General features: G+C 69.3%; 15 protein-coding genes. All 15 read right to left on the reverse strand.

Annotation, left to right across the window (positions count from 1 at the left end; genetic code table 11):
- Positions 1-17 precede the first annotated feature (17 nt).
- Positions 18-1478: a glutamate synthase subunit beta gene (locus tag C5B97_RS10120; protein ID WP_104253241.1), complete on the reverse strand. Its 1461-nt coding sequence runs from the start codon at positions 1476-1478 to the stop codon at positions 18-20.
- Complete coding sequence (gene gltB, locus C5B97_RS10125) at positions 1471-6039, reverse strand: glutamate synthase large subunit (protein WP_219819794.1); 4569 nt, start codon at positions 6037-6039, stop codon at positions 1471-1473. Before gltB ends, C5B97_RS10120 begins: the two co-directional genes overlap by 8 nt.
- A 187-nt stretch (positions 6040-6226) precedes the next feature.
- A complete protein-coding gene (gene lgt / locus C5B97_RS10130) occupies positions 6227-7288 on the reverse strand; it encodes a prolipoprotein diacylglyceryl transferase (RefSeq protein ID WP_104311940.1) in 1062 nt (353 codons plus the stop codon).
- Positions 7285-8106 (reverse strand): tryptophan synthase subunit alpha, encoded by an 822-nt coding sequence (gene trpA, locus C5B97_RS10135; protein ID WP_104311941.1) that lies wholly within the window; start codon positions 8104-8106, stop codon positions 7285-7287. Before trpA ends, lgt begins: the two co-directional genes overlap by 4 nt.
- Complete coding sequence (trpB, locus tag C5B97_RS10140; RefSeq protein WP_104311942.1) at positions 8103-9365, reverse strand: tryptophan synthase subunit beta; 1263 nt, start codon at positions 9363-9365, stop codon at positions 8103-8105. Before trpB ends, trpA begins: the two co-directional genes overlap by 4 nt.
- The gene (gene trpC / locus C5B97_RS10145) at positions 9362-10135 is read right to left on the reverse strand and encodes an indole-3-glycerol phosphate synthase TrpC (RefSeq protein WP_104311943.1); all 774 of its coding nucleotides are present in this window, start codon (positions 10133-10135) and stop codon (positions 9362-9364) included. The genes trpB and trpC overlap by 4 nt, the downstream gene beginning before the upstream one ends.
- Before the next feature lies 1 nt (position 10136).
- On the reverse strand, positions 10137-10415 hold the full coding sequence (locus C5B97_RS10150) for an HGxxPAAW family protein (protein WP_146080783.1): 279 nt from the start codon (positions 10413-10415) through the stop codon (positions 10137-10139).
- 34 nt (positions 10416-10449) lie between these two features.
- Positions 10450-11133, reverse strand: coding sequence for a Trp biosynthesis-associated membrane protein (locus C5B97_RS10155; RefSeq protein WP_181026970.1), 684 nt, complete (start codon positions 11131-11133; stop codon positions 10450-10452).
- The gene (gene hisI, locus C5B97_RS10160) at positions 11120-11509 is read right to left on the reverse strand and encodes a phosphoribosyl-AMP cyclohydrolase (protein ID WP_104311946.1); all 390 of its coding nucleotides are present in this window, start codon (positions 11507-11509) and stop codon (positions 11120-11122) included. Before hisI ends, C5B97_RS10155 begins: the two co-directional genes overlap by 14 nt.
- Positions 11506-12309 carry an imidazole glycerol phosphate synthase subunit HisF gene (gene hisF, locus C5B97_RS10165; RefSeq protein WP_104312578.1) on the reverse strand — a complete coding sequence of 268 codons (804 nt, stop codon included), beginning with the start codon at positions 12307-12309 and terminating at the stop codon, positions 11506-11508. Before hisF ends, hisI begins: the two co-directional genes overlap by 4 nt.
- Before the next feature lie 5 nt (positions 12310-12314).
- Complete coding sequence (gene hisG, locus C5B97_RS10170; RefSeq protein WP_104311947.1) at positions 12315-13154, reverse strand: ATP phosphoribosyltransferase; 840 nt, start codon at positions 13152-13154, stop codon at positions 12315-12317.
- Positions 13155-13295: 141 nt separating this feature from the next.
- Entirely contained in the window at positions 13296-13559 is a 264-nt protein-coding gene (locus C5B97_RS10175; RefSeq protein ID WP_068484501.1) for a phosphoribosyl-ATP diphosphatase, read from the reverse strand.
- Between the two features lie 24 nt (positions 13560-13583).
- The gene (rpe, locus tag C5B97_RS10180; RefSeq protein ID WP_104311948.1) at positions 13584-14249 is read right to left on the reverse strand and encodes a ribulose-phosphate 3-epimerase; all 666 of its coding nucleotides are present in this window, start codon (positions 14247-14249) and stop codon (positions 13584-13586) included.
- A gap of 9 nt (positions 14250-14258) precedes the next feature.
- Positions 14259-15761 (reverse strand): RsmB/NOP family class I SAM-dependent RNA methyltransferase, encoded by a 1503-nt coding sequence (locus C5B97_RS10185; RefSeq protein ID WP_104311949.1) that lies wholly within the window; start codon positions 15759-15761, stop codon positions 14259-14261.
- Entirely contained in the window at positions 15758-16687 is a 930-nt protein-coding gene (fmt, locus tag C5B97_RS10190) for a methionyl-tRNA formyltransferase (protein WP_104311950.1), read from the reverse strand. Before fmt ends, C5B97_RS10185 begins: the two co-directional genes overlap by 4 nt.
- Positions 16688-16692: the final 5 nt, after the last annotated feature.

Raw genomic sequence — 16692 nt, forward strand, 5'->3', positions numbered from 1 at the left:
GGCGCGTGGTGGCGGACTCAGAGCGAAATCGCGCGCTCGGTGGCGAGGATCGGCTCGGGAAGTTCCGTCGACTGTTCAAGATACCGGTCGACGGAGGCGGCCGCCGCACGTCCCTCGGCGATCGCCCAGACGATGAGCGACTGGCCGCGGCCCGCGTCGCCCGCGACGAACACGCCGGGCAGCTCCGTCTCGTACTCCGCCGTGCGATCCAACGCCCCGCGGGACGTGAAGGGAAGCTGGAGCTGCGGCTCGATCGTGTGCCTCTCCGGTCCCGTGAATCCCATGGCGAGCAGCACGAGGTCGGCGGGCAGCTCACGCTCTGTTCCCGCCTTCGGACCGCGCGAGCCATCCGCGCGGAACTCCGTCTCGGCGAGGCGGATCGCGCGCACGCGCCCCGACTCGTCGCCGATGAACTCGACCGTCGACGCCTGGAACGCTCGCTCGCCGCCCTCTTCGTGCGAGGTCGACACCTCGAACAGCGTCGGCGTCGTCGGCCAGGGCTGGTGCGCCGGGCGCTCCGTCGGCGGCTCCTTGCCGATGGCGAGGTTCGTGACCGAGGCTGCGCCCTGGCGGTGGGACGTGCCGATGCAGTCGGCTCCCGTGTCGCCACCGCCGATGACGATGACGTGCTTGTCTTCAGCGTGGATCTGCGAGGCGAGGTCGTCGCCTGCGACCACGCGGTTCGACTGCGTCAGGAAGTCCATCGCGTAGTGGACGCCCTTGAGCTCACGCCCGGGAACGGGCAGGTCGCGCGGGACCATCGCCCCTGTGCAGACCACGACGGCGTCGTAGCGCTGTCGCAGGTTGTCCCACGTGATGTCCCGGCCGATCTCGATGCCGGTGCGGAACCGAGTGCCCTCGGCGCGCATCTGCGAGAGGCGGGCGTCGAGGACTGACTTCTCCATCTTGAAGTCCGGGATGCCGTAACGGAGGAGTCCCCCGATGCGGTCGTCGCGTTCGAAGACGGCGACCGTGTGGCCCGCACGCGTCAGCTGCTGGGCGGCGGCGAGGCCGGCGGGGCCCGAGCCGACGACGGCGACCGTCTTGCCCGTGAGACGCTCGGGCGGGTGCGGACGCACGTTGCCCTCGGCGAACGCCGTGTCAGCGATCGACTGCTCCACGCGCTTGATCGTGACGGCCGGCTGGTTGATGCCGAGCACGCACGACGACTCGCACGGAGCCGGGCACAGGCGGCCCGTGAACTCTGGGAAGTTGTTCGTGGCGTGCAGTCGCTCGCTCGCTCCGGCCATGTCACCGCGGAACGTCAGGTCGTTCCATTCCGGGATGATGTTGCCGAGGGGGCAGCCCTGGTGGCAGAAGGGCACGCCGCAGTCCATGCAGCGCCCCGCCTGGCGGCGCAGCTGGGTTGGCTCCTGCGGGTCGTAGACCTCACTGAAGTCCATGATCCGCACGGGCACTGGACGGCGCGTCGGGAGCTCCCGCTCGCGGTTGGTGAGGAATCCTCTCGGGTCAGCCACGGGTCGCCTCCAGAATCTCGTGCCAGGTCGTGCTGTCGTCGGGGTCGCCACCGCGTTCGACGGCGGCGTTGCGGATCTCGGTGACCTTCGCGTAGTCGCGAGGGAGCACCTTCGTGAACTCCTTCGACACCGCGTCGAAGTTGTCGAGCATCTCGCGGGCCAGCTGCGAGTCGGTCTCCGTGGCATGCCGTTCGAGGATGTCGCGGAGGATGTCCGCATCGGCGCTCGTGAGCGTCGTGAGACCGAGCTCGCCCGTCGAGAGCATGTCGGGGTTGACGAGCTTCGGGTCGAGCTTGTGCACGTAGGCGATGCCGCCCGACATGCCGGCGCCGAAGTTCTTGCCGGTCTCGCCCAGGATCACGGCGAGGCCTCCCGTCATGTACTCGAGCGCGTGGTCGCCCACGGCTTCCGCGACGGCCGTCGCACCGGAGTTGCGCACGAGGAAGCGCTCGCCGACGACGCCGCTGAGGAACATCGTGCCGCTGGTCGCGCCGTAGCCGATGACGTTGCCGGCGATGACGTTCTCGTGGGACTTGAACGGCGCGCGCTCGTCAGGGCGCAGGATGATCTCCCCACCGCTGAGCCCCTTGCCGACGTAGTCGTTCGAGTCGCCGACGAGGCGGATGCGGATGCCATTCGGCAGGAACGCACCGAGCGACTGCCCGGCGGTCCCCCGCAGCTCGATGTCGATCGTGCCGGCCGGGAGCCCGTGTTCGCCGTGCCCGCGCGTCACGTGGTGTCCGAGCATCGTGCCGACGGCGCGGTCGGTGTTGATGACGTCCATCGACACCTTGACCGACTCGCCGTTCTCGAGGGCCTTCTCGGCGAGCTCGAGGAGCTTCTGGTCGAAGTGCTGGTCGAGCTCGTGCTCCTGGGTGACGAGGCTGCGCGTGGGCGCGTCGCCGAACTCGTGGCCCGTGAGGACGCGGGAGAGATCGAGGCCCTCGGTCTTCCAGTGATGCATGGCGTCGTCGACTTCGAGCAGCTCGCGCTTGCCGATGATCTCGTCGAGCGAGCGCACGCCGAGCTCCGCGAGATACTCGCGGACCTCCTGCGCCACGAACTCGAAGAAGTTGACGACGTGATCCGCCTGGCCGGTGTAGCGCGAACGCAGCTCAGGGTTCTGAGTCGCGACGCCGACGGGGCACGTGTCGAGGTGGCAGACGCGCATCATGATGCAGCCGGAGACGACGAGGGCGGCCGTCGCGAAGCCGAACTCCTCGGCGCCCAGCAGCGCGCCGACGATGACGTCACGGCCCGTCTTGAGCTGCCCATCCACCTGCACGACCACTCGATCGCGGAGGCCGTTGAGCATGAGCGTCTGCTGGGTCTCGGCGAGGCCGAGCTCCCAGGGCGTTCCCGCGTGCTTGAGCGAGTTGAGCGGCGAGGCGCCGGTTCCGCCGTCGTGTCCGGAGACGAGGACCACGTCGGCGAGTGCCTTTGTGACCCCGGCGGCCACTGCCCCGATGCCGTTCTCGCTCACGAGCTTCACGTGGATGCGCGCAGACGGGTTGGCCCGCTTCAGGTCGAAGATGAGCTGCTTGAGGTCTTCGATCGAGTAGATGTCGTGGTGCGGGGGCGGCGAGATGAGCCCGACGCCCGGCGTCGCGTGGCGTGTGCGGGCCACCCACGGGTAGACCTTCGTCGGGGGCAGCTGCCCGCCCTCGCCCGGCTTCGCGCCCTGCGCGAGCTTGATCTGGATGTCGTCGGCGTGCGTCAGATACATGCTCGTGACGCCGAAGCGCCCGGAAGCGACCTGCTTGATCGCGCTGCGGCGCTCCGGGTCGAGCAGACGCTCGACATCTTCGCCGCCCTCGCCCGTGTTGGACTTGCCGCCGATGCGGTTCATCGCGATCGCGAGCGTCTCGTGCGCTTCCTTCGAGATGGAGCCGTAGCTCATCGCTCCGGTCTGGAAGCGCCTGAGGATCTCGGAGGCTGGCTCGACCTCGTCGATCGGCACGGGAGGCCGTTCGCCGACCTTGAGCTTGAAGAGGCCTCGCAGCGTCATCGTCTCGGCTGCCTGGTCGTCGACGAGCTTCGTGTACTCCTTGAAGATGTCGTAGCGACCCTCGCGCGTGGAGTGCTGGAGGCGGAAGATCGTGTTCGGGTTGAAGAGGTGGGGCGGCCCCTCGCGGCGCCACTGGTACTCGCCGCCGATGTCGAGCGGGCGGTGCGATGCCGGAGCCGCCTGGGCGGGGTAGGCGTGGCGGTGACGCAGCTCGTTCTCGCGAGCGATGCCCTCGAGCCCCATGCCGGAGATCTTCGACGCCGTGCCGGTGAAGTACTCGCTGACGAGCTCGTTCGAGAGGCCCACGGCCTCGAAGCACTGCGCACCAGCGTACGAGGCGACTGCTGAGATGCCCATCTTCGACATGATCTTCAGGACGCCCTTGCCCAGCGCCTTGATGAGGTTCGCGACCGCCTTCTCCTCGGTGACCCCGGTGAGCTTGCCCTGGCGCACCATGTCCTCGCAGGACTCCATGGCGAGGTACGGGTTGACTGCGGACGCGCCGTAGCCGAGCAGCACGGCGACGTGGTGGACCTCACGCACGTCGCCCGCCTCGATGACGAGCCCGACACGCATGCGGCGCTCGGTGCGGATCAGGTGGTGATGCACCGCGCTCGTCATGAGCAGCGATGGGATGGGGGCGTAGTCACGGTTCGAGTCGCGGTCGGAGAGCACGAGGAATCCCGCGCCGGCGTCGATGGCGCGGTCTGCTTCCTCGCACAGCTCCTCGAGCCGCTTGCGCAGTCCCTCGACGCCGTCGTCGACGCGGTAGCAGCCGCGAAGCGTCTCGGCCGCGTCGATGCCTGGGCGCTGCTCGATGTGCTGGATCTTCGCGAGCTGGTCGTTGTCGATGACCGGGAAGTCGAGGACGACCTGGCGAGCGTGCTCTGGGCCCGCGCTCAGGAGGTTCTCCTGGGGGCCGATGCTCGTCGTGAGGCTCGTCACGACCTCCTCGCGGATCGCATCCAGCGGCGGGTTGGTGACCTGCGCGAAGTTCTGCGTGAAGTAGTCGAAGACGAGGCGCGGTCGGTCGGTGAGGATCGCGATGGGCGTGTCAGTGCCCATGGCGCCGATCGGCTCCGCGCCGTTCTTCGCCATAGGGGCGAGCAGGATGCGAAGCTCCTCCTCCGTGTACCCGAACGTGCGCTGGCGGCGCTCGACGGATGCGGGGGTGTGCGTCACGTGCTCGCGCTCGGGCAGCTCCGCGAGGTTGATGCGGCCCTCGTCGAGCCAGTCGCCCCACGGCTGGAGCTCGGCGAGATCGTGCTTGACCTCTTCGTCCTCGATGAGACGGCCGACCTCGGTGTCCACGAGGAGCACCTGGCCGGGACGCAGGCGCCCCTTGCGGATGACGGTGGCTGGGTCGAGGCTGGCGACGCCGACCTCGGAGCCGAGGACGATGAGCCCGTCGGCGGTCTGGACGAAGCGTCCAGGGCGCAGGCCGTTGCGGTCGAGGGTCGCGCACACGTAGCGGCCATCGGTGAAGGCCATGGCGGCGGGGCCGTCCCACGGCTCCATGATCAGCGAGTGGTACTCGTAGAAGTCGCGAACTTCAGCGCTCAGGTCCTCTGCGGTCTCCCACGCGGCCGGCACCATCATGTGCACGGCGTGCGACAGCGAGCGGCCGGACAGCGTGAGGAGTTCGAGCACCTCGTCGAAGGACGCGGAGTCGCTCGCGCCCTCGGTCACGATCGGGAAGAGATCGGAGACGTCACCGAGGATCTCGGATCGAAGCTGCGACTGGCGGGCGCGCATCCAGTTGCGGTTGCCGCGCACGGTGTTGATCTCGCCGTTGTGGGCCATCATGCGCATGGGCTGCGCGAGCTGCCACGACGGGAACGTGTTGGTCGAGTAGCGAGAGTGGACGATCGCGAGCTTGGACGCGAAGCGCTCGTCGCCGAGGTCGGGGAAGAACGGCTCCAGCTGGAGCGTCGTCACCATGCCCTTGTAGGTGATCATGCGGCACGAGAGCGACATGAAGTAGACCCCGAGCGAGTGCTCCGCGCGCTTGCGCAGGCGGTAGCACTGACGGTCGAGGGACGCCCCCTTGCGCGGGTTGCCCCGGAAGTTCTGGCGCTCGCTGCGCACGTAGAGCTGCTCGATGACCGGCATCGCGGCGCGTGCGAGCTTGCCGAGCTCATCCGGCTGCACGGGGACCTCGCGCCAGCCGATGACCCGGAGGTCCTCTTCTGCCGCGAGCTTGACGATTCCGGCCTTGACGCGCGCCCGCTCGTCAGGGTCCACCGGAAGGTAGGCGTTGCCGACGGCGTAGCGCCCCTCTGCCGGAAGCTCGAACCCGCTCACCGCGCGGAAGAACTCGTCGGGGATCTGGGTCAGGATGCCGGCGCCGTCACCCGTTCCGGCGTCCGAGCCGACCGCGCCGCGGTGCTCCATGTGGCGCAGGGCGTCGAGCGCGTGATCGATGATGTCGTGGCCCGGCGTGCCGCGCAGGGTGGCGACCATCGCGAGCCCGCAGGCATCGCGCTCATTCGCAGGGTCATAGAGACCGGCTGCTTCTGGGTAGCCATTCGTTGGAAAGGCGGCGGAGGTCATAACTCGTCCCCTCGTCGGTGGTGCCATGGGTCGCTTGGCGGACTCGACAGAAGACTGATGTTGACGGAGCCCGTGGGGGCGGGTGCCTACAGGCGTCCGTCGGTCCATTCAGCAGAGTACGACCGCTGTGTTACCTCTGTGTTTCGCGTGCGACTCCAGGCAGCCCAGGAGGGTCGTGCCCGGCGGATCACACCCTCGACGAGTCGGAAGCTTCCTTGCGCTCATCAGGTGTTTCTTCACCGTCGGGCGAGTTAGGCTTGGCTACGGAAGTTTCCTCGTCGTGAACCTCAGATTTCGCGGAGGTTTCCTCTGCGTCCGCTTCGTCCTCGTCGCCCTCATCCGACTCCTGCTCACCCAGCTCGTCTTCCTCGGCGGCCTTGGCCGCCGCTTCCGACTCCGGGTCGCGCCCGGGCAGATAGACGCTGTAGCTCAGCTGCGAGACCGGGAGGCGTGAGACGACGACGAACAGCGCGATGCCGACGATGACGAGGCACAGGGCACCGAAGACGTTCGAGCGCATGCCGAGGATGACCTCGGAGTAGTCGACGCGGATCGACTCGATCCAGATGCGACCCGTGCCGTACCAGATGAGGTAGGAGGCGAGCGTCTTGCCGGCGCGCCACCGGAACATGCGCTCGAGGAGCACGATGATCGCGATGCCCGCGAGGTTCCACAGCATCTCGTAGAGGAACGTGGGGTGGAAGAGCGTGCCTTCCGGCAGCCCGACGGGAAAGGCCGGGTTGCTCGCCTCGATCTGCAGGCCCCAGGGCAGATCGGTCGGCCACCCGTAGAGCTCATGGTTGAAGTAGTTTCCGAGGCGTCCGACGGCCTGCGCGAGCAGCAGTCCGGGGATCAGCGCGTCGGAGAAGGCGAGCATCCGGATGCCCGTCATGCGGCTCGCGATGAAGATGCCGATCGCGCCGCCGATGAGGGAGCCGATGATGGCGTTGCCGCCCTCCCAGATGAAGAAGATGCGCCAGAAGTTCGCGCCCTCGAAGAAGTAGTCGGCGGGGTGCGTGAAGACGTGATAGAGACGCGCACCGAGCAGGCCGAGCAGGACGGCCCAGATGGCGAAGTCGACCGTGATCCACTTCTCCCCACCACGAGCGGTCAGGCGCCGGTCGGTCCACAGCACCGCGAGCACCATGCCGGCGACGATGAACAGCGCGTAGAGGTGCACCGTCAGGGGGCCGACCTCGAAGCTCGCCCAATCGAGGGGCGGGCTGGGGATTCCGGTCAGGGGCGTCATGCGTGTTCCTTCGAAGTCGTGGCCTCGAGGGCCGTGCCGCGCGCGAGCTGGGCCGCGGTCTCCGCGACCGCCTCGACGCCTCCGGCGGCGAGGGCCTTGACGAGGGCGGAGCCGACGATGGCTCCCTCGGCGTATTCGAGGACTTCGCGCACCTGCTCCGCGCTGGAGATGCCGAGTCCGACGCAGGCCCGAGTGCAGCCGTGCGCGTGCAGTCGATCTGCGAGCGTCCGCGCCGCCTGGTCGACATCAGCGCGGGCGCCGGTGATGCCCATCGTGGAGACCGTGTACACGAAGCCCCTGCTGGAGTCGATGACGAGGTCGAGGCGAGTGTCACTCGAGCTGGGCGCTGCGAGGAAGACCCGGTCAAGGTCATGGCTCTTGGCCGCCGCGATCCACTCGGCGCCCTCGTCTGGCACGAGGTCCGGGGTGATGAGCCCGTTGCCGCCAGCCTCGGCCAGGTCCCGCGCGAACGCGTCGACGCCGTACTGCATGACGAGGTTCCAGTAGGTCATGACGACGATCGGCGCGTCGACCTCGGCGCGGATCCGTCTGATGGCCTCGAACACGTGCTCCGTGCGGAAGCCGCCCTCAAGCGCCTGCACGGCCGCAGCCTGGATGACGGGGCCGTCCATGACGGGGTCGGAGTACGGCATGCCGAGTTCCAGCACGTCCGCCCCGGCCTTCACGACCGCGATGGCCGCCGCGACGGAGGTCTCGAAGTCGGGGAACCCGACGGGCAGGTACGCGACGAGCGCGCCCCTGCGGTCCCGGTTCGCGGCGTCGATGACGCTCTCGAGTGCGGAGGGTGCTGAGGTCATTTGCCCTGTCCTTCTGATGCGTCGAGGCCCTCGGTGCGGTCCGGGTCTCCGAGCCCGAAGTACTCGGCGGCCGTCTCCATGTCCTTGTCACCGCGCCCGGAGAGCGAGACCAGGATCGTGGCGTCTGGCCCGAGCTCCTTCCCGAGCTCGAGCGCCCCGGCGAGCGCGTGGCTCGACTCGATCGCCGGGATGATGCCCTCGGTGCGAGCCAGGAGTCGGAACGCGTCCATGGCCGCGGCGTCGGTCACCGGAAGGTAGCGTGCGCGCCCGATGGACGCGAGGTAGGCGTGCTCAGGCCCGACCCCGGGGTAGTCGAGGCCGGCCGAGATCGAATGCGACTCGACCGTCTGCCCGTCCGTGTCCTGCAGCAGCAGCGTGCGCGCGCCGTGGAGCACTCCTGGCCGTCCGCCGCCGATCGTGGCAGCGTGGCGCGGCGTGTCGACGCCATCACCCGCCGCCTCGTAGCCGTACAGGGCGACCTTCTCGTCGTCGAGGAAGGCGCTGAAGATGCCGATGGCGTTCGAACCACCGCCGACACAGGCCACCACCGCATCGGGCAGCGACCCCGTCAGGTCGATGACCTGCTGACGAGCTTCCTCGCCGATCACTGCCTGCAGGTCGCGCACGAGCGCGGGGAACGGATGCGGCCCGGCGGCGGTCCCGAAGAGGTAGTTCGTGGTGTCGACGGACGCCACCCAGTCGCGCATGGCGTCGTTGATCGCATCCTTCAGCGTGGCTGAGCCGGCTTCCACCGCGACCACCTCGGCGCCGAGGAGGCGCATCCGGGCGACGTTGAGGGCCTGACGGGCCGTGTCGACGGCCCCCATGTAGATCGTGCAGTCGAGCCCGAAGAGCGCGGCGGCGGTGGCGGTCGCAACACCGTGCTGGCCGGCACCGGTCTCGGCGATGACCCGTGTCTTCCCGATGCGCTTCGTCAGGAGCGCCTGGCCGAGCACGTTGTTGATCTTGTGCGAGCCCGTGTGATTGAGGTCCTCGCGCTTCAGGATGATGCGCGCTCCGCCGCCGTGCGCCGCGAACCGAGGGGCCTCAGTGATGATCGACGGGCGTCCCGAGTAGTCGCGGTGCAGGCGACCGAGCTCCGCCCAGAACTCGTCGTCCGCCTTCGCTGCCTCCCACGCGGTCGCGAGCTCGTCGAGAGCGGCCATGAGGCTCTCGGGAACGAACCTCCCGCCGAATTCGCCGAAGTAGGGGCCTGAGGCGTCGCGCAACGATGTCGTGCTGGGGGGCTGAATGCTCATGCGAGGTGGAAGGTCTCCAAGGTAGTTTCGGGGTCGCCGCCCGTGACGAGGGCCTCCCCGATGAGGACTGCGTCCGCGCCCGCATCGCGGTAGCGGCGGACGTGGGCTGGCTCGAGGACGGCCGATTCGGCGACCTTCACCACGTCACTCGGGTACAGGGGGGCGAGCTCTCCGAAGAGCTCGGGGTGCAGCTCGAACGTTGCCAGGTTGCGCGCGTTGACGCCGAGGATGCGAGCGCCAGCGTCGAGGCCACGCAGCAGCTCGTCCTTCGAGTGCGCCTCGACGAGGGCCGTCATGCCGAGCTGCTCGGTGAACTCCGCGAGTCGCACCAGCGTTGACTGGTCGAGGCCGGCGACGATGAGCAGGGCGAGGTCGGCGCCGCAGGCACGAGCCTCGAGCAGCTGGTACTCCTCGGCGATGAACTCCTTGCGCAGCACCGGAACGGCTACCGTGTCGCGCACGGCTCGGAGGTCGTCGAGCGAGCCGAGGAACTTGCGCTGCTCGGTGAGGACCGAGATCGCGGCTGCTCCCCCACGCTCGTAGGAGGCGGCGAGGACGGCCGGGTCCGGGATGTCAGCGAGACGGCCGCGCGATGGGCTGGCGCGCTTGACCTCGGCGATGATGTTCACGCGCTCCGAGCGCGCGAGCGCCGCATAGGCGTCGAGCGCTGGCGGAACGTCGGCGATTCGTGCCTCGAGCGCACGTGCCGGCGTCCGCTCCCGCCGTTCTGCGGCGTCCTCGAGTGCGCCGTGGTAGAGCGACTCGAGCAAGCTAGTGCGCCTTCGGCCCGAAGCCGAGGCGCGCGAGCACTGGCCAGGCGACGGCACCGACCGCGACGGCGGCGACGCCGACCCAGGTCAGGACGGCCTGATCGAACCAGATCCCGAGGGTGCCGATCGTGAAGCCCGCGAGCATGATGAGCACGCCGGTCCAGGCGGCGACCGAGTGCCCGTGGCTCTCGTGCGGCTCCTGCAGCGGAGCTTCCTGCACCTCCTCGGCTTCGGCGATGTTCGTGGGTTCGTGGGACGTCTTCGCGGACATTTCAGTCATGAGGGTGCTCCTTGTCACGTGCGCTTGGGTAAGTCTAGCTGGATGCTCGTGTGCCACCGGTGTCGGTGGGATCGTCCCCGTGACTGAGCGCATCCCATTGCTCGACCCGCCGGTCGCTGTCGGTCGGTGCGACAGCCGGTGCGGCGGCCGGCTCATCGTCGCCGCCCGCAGTCGCATCCGCGGGCTCGAGCGAGGTGGTCGTGAAGCGGCGTCCCCCGGTCGGCCATCTGCGAGCCGTGGTGATGACGGCGAGGCCCGCGAGCACGAGGATCGCTCCCGCGAGAACCGCGAGCCAAGGCCAGAACGTGACCGTCACCGTGCCGGCCGCGACCGCGTCCGCGATCGTCTGCTCCCCCGCGAGGCCGGACGCCGCCGTCACCTCCGGCGCGATCGCCGGAGCCGGGTTCCCAACCGCGATGAACGACTGCAGCACGAGGACGGCGCCGACGAGCGTCAGCAGGCCGCCGAGAACATAGCGGAAGATGAGGCCAGCCAGCGCCAGCGCGGCGAGCACGGCAAGCGCGGCGAGTGCGAGCGCCATGACGGCGGGAGCTGCGACGTCTCCGCGGACCTCACCGCTGTAGCTCTCCGGTCCGAGGACGAGGTCGAACGAGAACCACGCCTGTGACCACGCGAGGATCGCCAGCCCGGCGCCGACGACGATCGACATCAGCGCCGTGCGCTTGCCTCGCTTTCCGGCGGCGTCAGGCGCGCTCATGAGCTTCGAAGTCCAGGGCCTGCTGGTCGCCGTCGAAGCACGTCCGCGTGCCGGTGTGGCAGGCAGGGCCGTGCTGGTCGACGCGGATGAGGATCGTGTCGGCATCGCAGTCGAGTGCGAAGCTCACGAGCCGCTGCGTGTTGCCCGAGGTGTCGCCCTTGCGCCACAGCTCAGCGCGCGACCGGGACCAGTACACGACCCGGCCCTCCGTGAGCGTCATGCGGAGCGACTCCTCGTTCATGTAGGCGAGCATGAGCACCTCGCGGGTGTCGTGCTGCGTGACGATGACGGGGACGAGCCCGCGGTCGTCGAAGGAGGTCCTGGCCACTATCTGGTCGAGCTGCTCGGAGGGCACAGGGAAGCTGGCGGTGCTCATCGGACGCTCCTCCTCACGGTGACCCCGGCCGCGGCCAGGGAGTCCTTGACCTCGCCGATCGTGAACTGCCTGTGGTGGAAGACACTCGCAGCGAGGACCGCGTCAGCGCCCGCCTCCACGGCCGGCGCGAAATGCTCGAGCGCTCCGGCACCGCCTGAGGCGATGACCGGGACCGGGGAGATCTCGCGGACGAGTCTCGTCAGCTCCAGATCGAAACCGGCCTTGGTGCCGTCGGCGTCCATCGAGTTGACGAGGAGCTCCCCCGCGCCGCGTTCGATGGCCTCACTGGCCCAGGACAGCGCGTCGATGCCCGTGTCGGTGCGGCCTCCATGCGACGTCACGACGAACCCGGACTCGGTCGAGGCGGAGCGCTTGACGTCCAGCGACAGCACGAGCACCTGGTTGCCGAAGGTCGACGAGATCTCGTCGAGGAGCGAGGGGCGGACGATGGCCGCCGAGTTGACGCCGACCTTGTCCGCGCCGCACGCCAGCAGGACGCGAACATCCTCGACGCTGCGCACGCCACCCCCGACGGTGAGGGGGATGAAGACCTGCTCCGCCGTGCGGGTGACGAGGTCGTAGGTTGTGCCCCGCCCCTCCGTCGAAGCCGTGACGTCGAGGAACGTGAGCTCATCCGCGCCCTCTTCTGCGTAGCGGGCGGCGAGCTCGACCGGGTCACCGGCGTCCTGGAGGTCGAGGAAGTTCACCCCCTTCACCACGCGCCCCGCTGCGACGTCCAGGCAGGGGATGACACGCGTCGCGAGGCCGGTCGACTTCTGCGTGGAGGATGAGGCGGTCATCGAGATCACATCCGGACGGCTTGCAGGGCCGTCACGATGATGGCCTTCGCACCGGCGTCCTGGAGCCGGTCCATGACCTGGTTGAGCTCGTTCTGTGGGACCATCGAGCGCACGGCGACCCAGTCGGAGTCGCGCAGGGGCGAGATCGTCGGCGACTGGAAGCCGGGCGTGATGGCGAGGGCCGCGTCGAGCTTCGAGGACTCGATGTCGTAGTCCATGATCGCGTAGCGGCGCGCGACGAGCACCCCGTCCAGGCGACCGAGGAGACGCCTCGCTGCGTGCTCCTTCTCGGGCGTGGAGATGAGCACGGCGGTCGACTCGAGGATCACGGGGCCGAAGACCTCGAGGCCGGCCTTGCGCAGCGTCCCACCGGTTGACACGACGTCGGCGACGGCGTCAGCGACGCCCAGGCGGATGGCCGACTCCACGGCGCCCTCCAGCGGCACGAGCTCGGCTTCGATGCCGGCCCGAGCGAACCAGGACCCCAGGAGACCCGTGTAGCTCGTCGCGACGCGCTTGCCCTGCAGCTGGTTCACGTCCGTGAACTCCCCGGCTGGCCCCGCGAAGCGGAAGGTCGAGTCGCCGAAGTCGAGCGCCCGCACCTCCTTGGCGGCCGACTCGGTGTTCAGGAGGAAGTCGCGGCCGGTGATGCCGGCATCAAGGACACCGGACCCCACGTAGGTCGCGATGTCGCGCGGGCGCAGGTAGAAGAACTCGACGTCGTTGATGGGGTCGATGGCGACGAGCTCTCGGCTGTCACCGCGGCCGCGGTATCCGGCCTCCTGAAGCATTTCGTTGGCCGTCTCGGCGAGCATGCCCTTGTTTGGCACGGCGATGCGAAGCATTGTGGGAACGTCCTTGGTTCTGGAAGTGTGCGTCGGGGGTGGATGCGCGGCGCCGGGTGTGCACCCGGGGCGCCGTCTCAGCGGCGCGCGTGCTGCGCTGGCTCGTGCGCGCTGGTTGGAGCGTTGGCCGGGTCCTGCTGCCTAGAGCTTGCTGTAGACGTCGTCGAGGGTGAGGCCCTTGGCCAGCATGAGGACCTGCAGATGGTAGAGCAGCTGCGAGATCTCCTCGGCTGTCTCCTCGTCGCTCTCGTATTCCGCGGCCATCCAGACCTCGGCGGCCTCCTCCACGATCTTCTTCCCGATCGTATGAACGCCGGCGTCGAACTCTCGGACCGTCCCGGAACCCTCGGGGCGGGAGCTGATTTTCTCGGAGAGTTCTGCGAACAGCGTGTCGAAGGATTTCACAGGCACAGCGTAGTCGCTTGCCGGTCAGTGCGCGTGCCCAGCCGCCGTCGCCGCGGCGCGCAGCGCGGCGATCTGCTCGCCGGGGTCGCCTCGGAAGACCGCGGATCCTGCGACGAACGTGTCCGCCCCGTTCGCCGCCGCGAGCTCGATGGTGTCGAGGGAGATCCCTCCGTCGACCTGCAGCCAGGTCTCCAGGCCGTGTGCGCGCCGCAGCGCGTCGGCCTTGGCGAGCTTCGGCATCATGTCCGCCATGAAGGACTGTCCGCCGAAGCCTGGCTCGACGGTCATGATCAGCAGCTGGTCGAAATGGGGAAGGATCTCCTCGACGGCGCTCAGCGGGGTTGCCGGGTTGATGGCGATTCCGGCTCGCGCCCCTCGCTCCCTGAGCTTTCTCGCGAGCGTCACTGGGCTTGTCGCAGCCTCCGCGTGGAACGTCACCGAGAAGACCCCCATCTCGGCGAACTGCGGTGCCCACTGGTCCGGGTCCTCGATCATGAGGTGCAGGTCGAGCGGGACGGGAGTGATCTCCTGCAGGCGCTCGACCATCGGCTGCCCGAACGTGAGGTTCGGGACGAAGTGGTTGTCCATGACATCGACGTGGGCCGCGTCAGCAGTGGAGATCAGGTTGAGATCACGCTCGAAGTTCGCGAAGTCGGCGGCCAGGATGCTGGGGTTGATGCGCGCGTTCACGGGCCGATCCTACGGGGTCCGCGTCGTCTGCTCGTCGGGATTCGCGGCAGGCGCACGACGCAGCAGTGCCAGGAACATCGCGTCGGTGCCGTGGCGGTGCGGCCACAGCTGCACGAGCGTGCCGTCGCCGAGAGGGCGGGCTCCGAGATCGAGATCGGGAGCGTGCGATGCGCGCGTCACGATGGCCGCCGCGTCCAGCACCTCCGCGCCCGAGAGTCGAACTGCTCGGCGGACGACGGCCGTCGTCTCCGCCTGGTGCGGCGAACAGGTGACGTAGGCCACGATCCCGCCCGGTCGCACGGCGAGGAGTGCTGCTTGGAGCAGCTCCTCCTGCAGCTGGACGAGCTCGGCGACGTCGCTGCTCTGCTTGCGCCATCGCGCCTCCGGTCGGCGACGTAGCGCGCCGAGGCCCGTGCAGGGTGCGTCGAGCAGCACGCGATCGAATGTGCCCGGGTGCGTGTCTGCGAAGGCGCGGCCGTCCTCGTTCGTGACGGTGACGGGGGCCGCGAGGGGTGCGAGGGCGGCGCGCACGAGCCCAGCGCGCGCCGGCACGAGCTCGTTGGCCGTCAGCTTCGCCTGCAGCTCCGTGGCGCTTGCGGCGAGCAGGGCTGCCTTGCCACCGGGGCCGGCGCACATGTCGAGCCAGCGCTCCCCCGCCCGCACGGGCTCCGCCTCGAGCAGCGCGAGCGTGACGAGCTGCGAGCCCTCGTCCTGCACGCGGGCGCGCCCGGCCTTGACCTGCGGCACCCACGAGGGGTCGCCCGACGCGAGCGTCAGGCCGCGCGGTGAGACGCGACCCGGGACCAGCAGGTCGGGGTTGGACGCGACGAGTTCATCCGGCGTGTCGAATCCTGGCAGTGCCACGATGCTGACCGCAGGCGACTCGTTGTTGGCGGCGAGGCTCGCCGCGAGTTCGTCGCCGCGGTGCTCCGCGGTGAGGGCATCGCGGAGCGCGCGCACGATCCAGTCCGGATGCGAGTTTCGGACGGCGAGCGCCCGTTCCTCGGTCAGGCCCTCGGAGACCTGGTCGAGCCAGTCGTCGAGGTCCGTGCGGGAGATCTTGCGCAGGATCGCGTTCACGAAGCCAGAGGCACCGCGGGACGCGATGCGCGCGGCCTGCTCGACGGATTCGTTGACCGCCGCGTGGCTCGGTGTGCGCATGCTGAGCAGCTGGTGCGCTCCCAGGCGCAGCACGTCGAGGAGAGGTGGGTCGATGTCCCGGATGTCGCGACCGGAGGCCTCCGCGATGATGGCGTCGTAGGTCCCCCTGCGTCGGAGCGTGCCGTAGGTCAGCTCCGTGGCGAGCCCCGCGTCGGACGGCGAGAGCCGCGCCGCCGAGATGCGATGCGGAAGCAGCAGGTTCGCGTAGGCGTCGTCCTCGTCGACGGCCCTCAGCACCTCGAACGCCACCTGGCGTGAGCGAGTCACTCCGCGCCCGGCCGGAGGCTGATCTGGTCGCCGCCGTCCCTGGTAGGGGCTGCCGCCGCGGCCACCAGCTCCTGCGGGGCTCATGCGAGCACCAGCGTCGCTGCGTCGCGGCGGCCGCGGAGCCAGTCTCTGGCAGGCATCGGCTTCTTTCCCGCCGGCTGCACGGAGAGCAGCCGGAGCGGGCCGGTTCCCGTGCCCACGAAGACGTCCTTGCCGACCGCACCGAGCTGGCCGGGAGTGAGCGTGGGCGCGTCCGCCGCCACATCAGGGCGCGCCACGCGCAGGATGCGCAGCGGTTGTCCGTCGACCTGGGCCACCGCTCCTGGCTCTGGAGTGACTCCGCGGATGTGGGCTTCGACGAGGTCGAGGGGAGCCGCCCAGTCGATGATCGAGTCGTGCTTGCCGAGCTTCGGCGCGAAGGTCGCCTCGCCAGTCTGCGGCTCGGCGCTCAGCGTTCCGGAGCAGATGGCGCCGACGGTCCGGGTGAGGAAGGCCGCGCCCTCCCCCGCGAGACGCTCCAGGAGGTCGCCAGCGGTCTCCTCTTCGCCGATCGGGGAGTGCTGCACAGCGAAGATCGGCCCCTCGTCGAGCCCGGCGGTGAGCTGGAAGATGGTCATGCCGGTGGTGGTGTCGCCTCGCATCACGGCGCGCTGGGCCGGGGCGGCGCCGCGGAGGTCGGGGAGGAGGGAGAAGTGCAGGTTGATCCAGCCGAGCGACGGCGCCGTCAGGGTCGCAGCGTCGATGAGGGCGCCGTAGGCCACGATGACCCCGAGCTCGGCCCCGAGCCCCGTGAGCTCTTCCGTCACCTCAGGCGTCATCCGGTTGCTCTTGATGACATGCAGCCCGAGCTCGTGGGCGCGGGCAGCCACCGGGGACGGCGTCAGCGCCCTGGACCGACCGACCTTCGCATCGTCGCGCGTCAGCACAGCCACGATCTCGTGGCCGTCGTCGACCAGCGCATCGAGGCTGGGGACGGCGGTGGTGGGTGTGCCGGCGAAGACGAGCCGCATAGCTG

It is taken from the genome of Pseudoclavibacter sp. RFBB5 (genome assembly GCF_002931555.1).
In the GTDB taxonomy this organism is placed as follows: Bacteria; Actinomycetota; Actinomycetes; order Actinomycetales; family Microbacteriaceae; genus Pseudoclavibacter.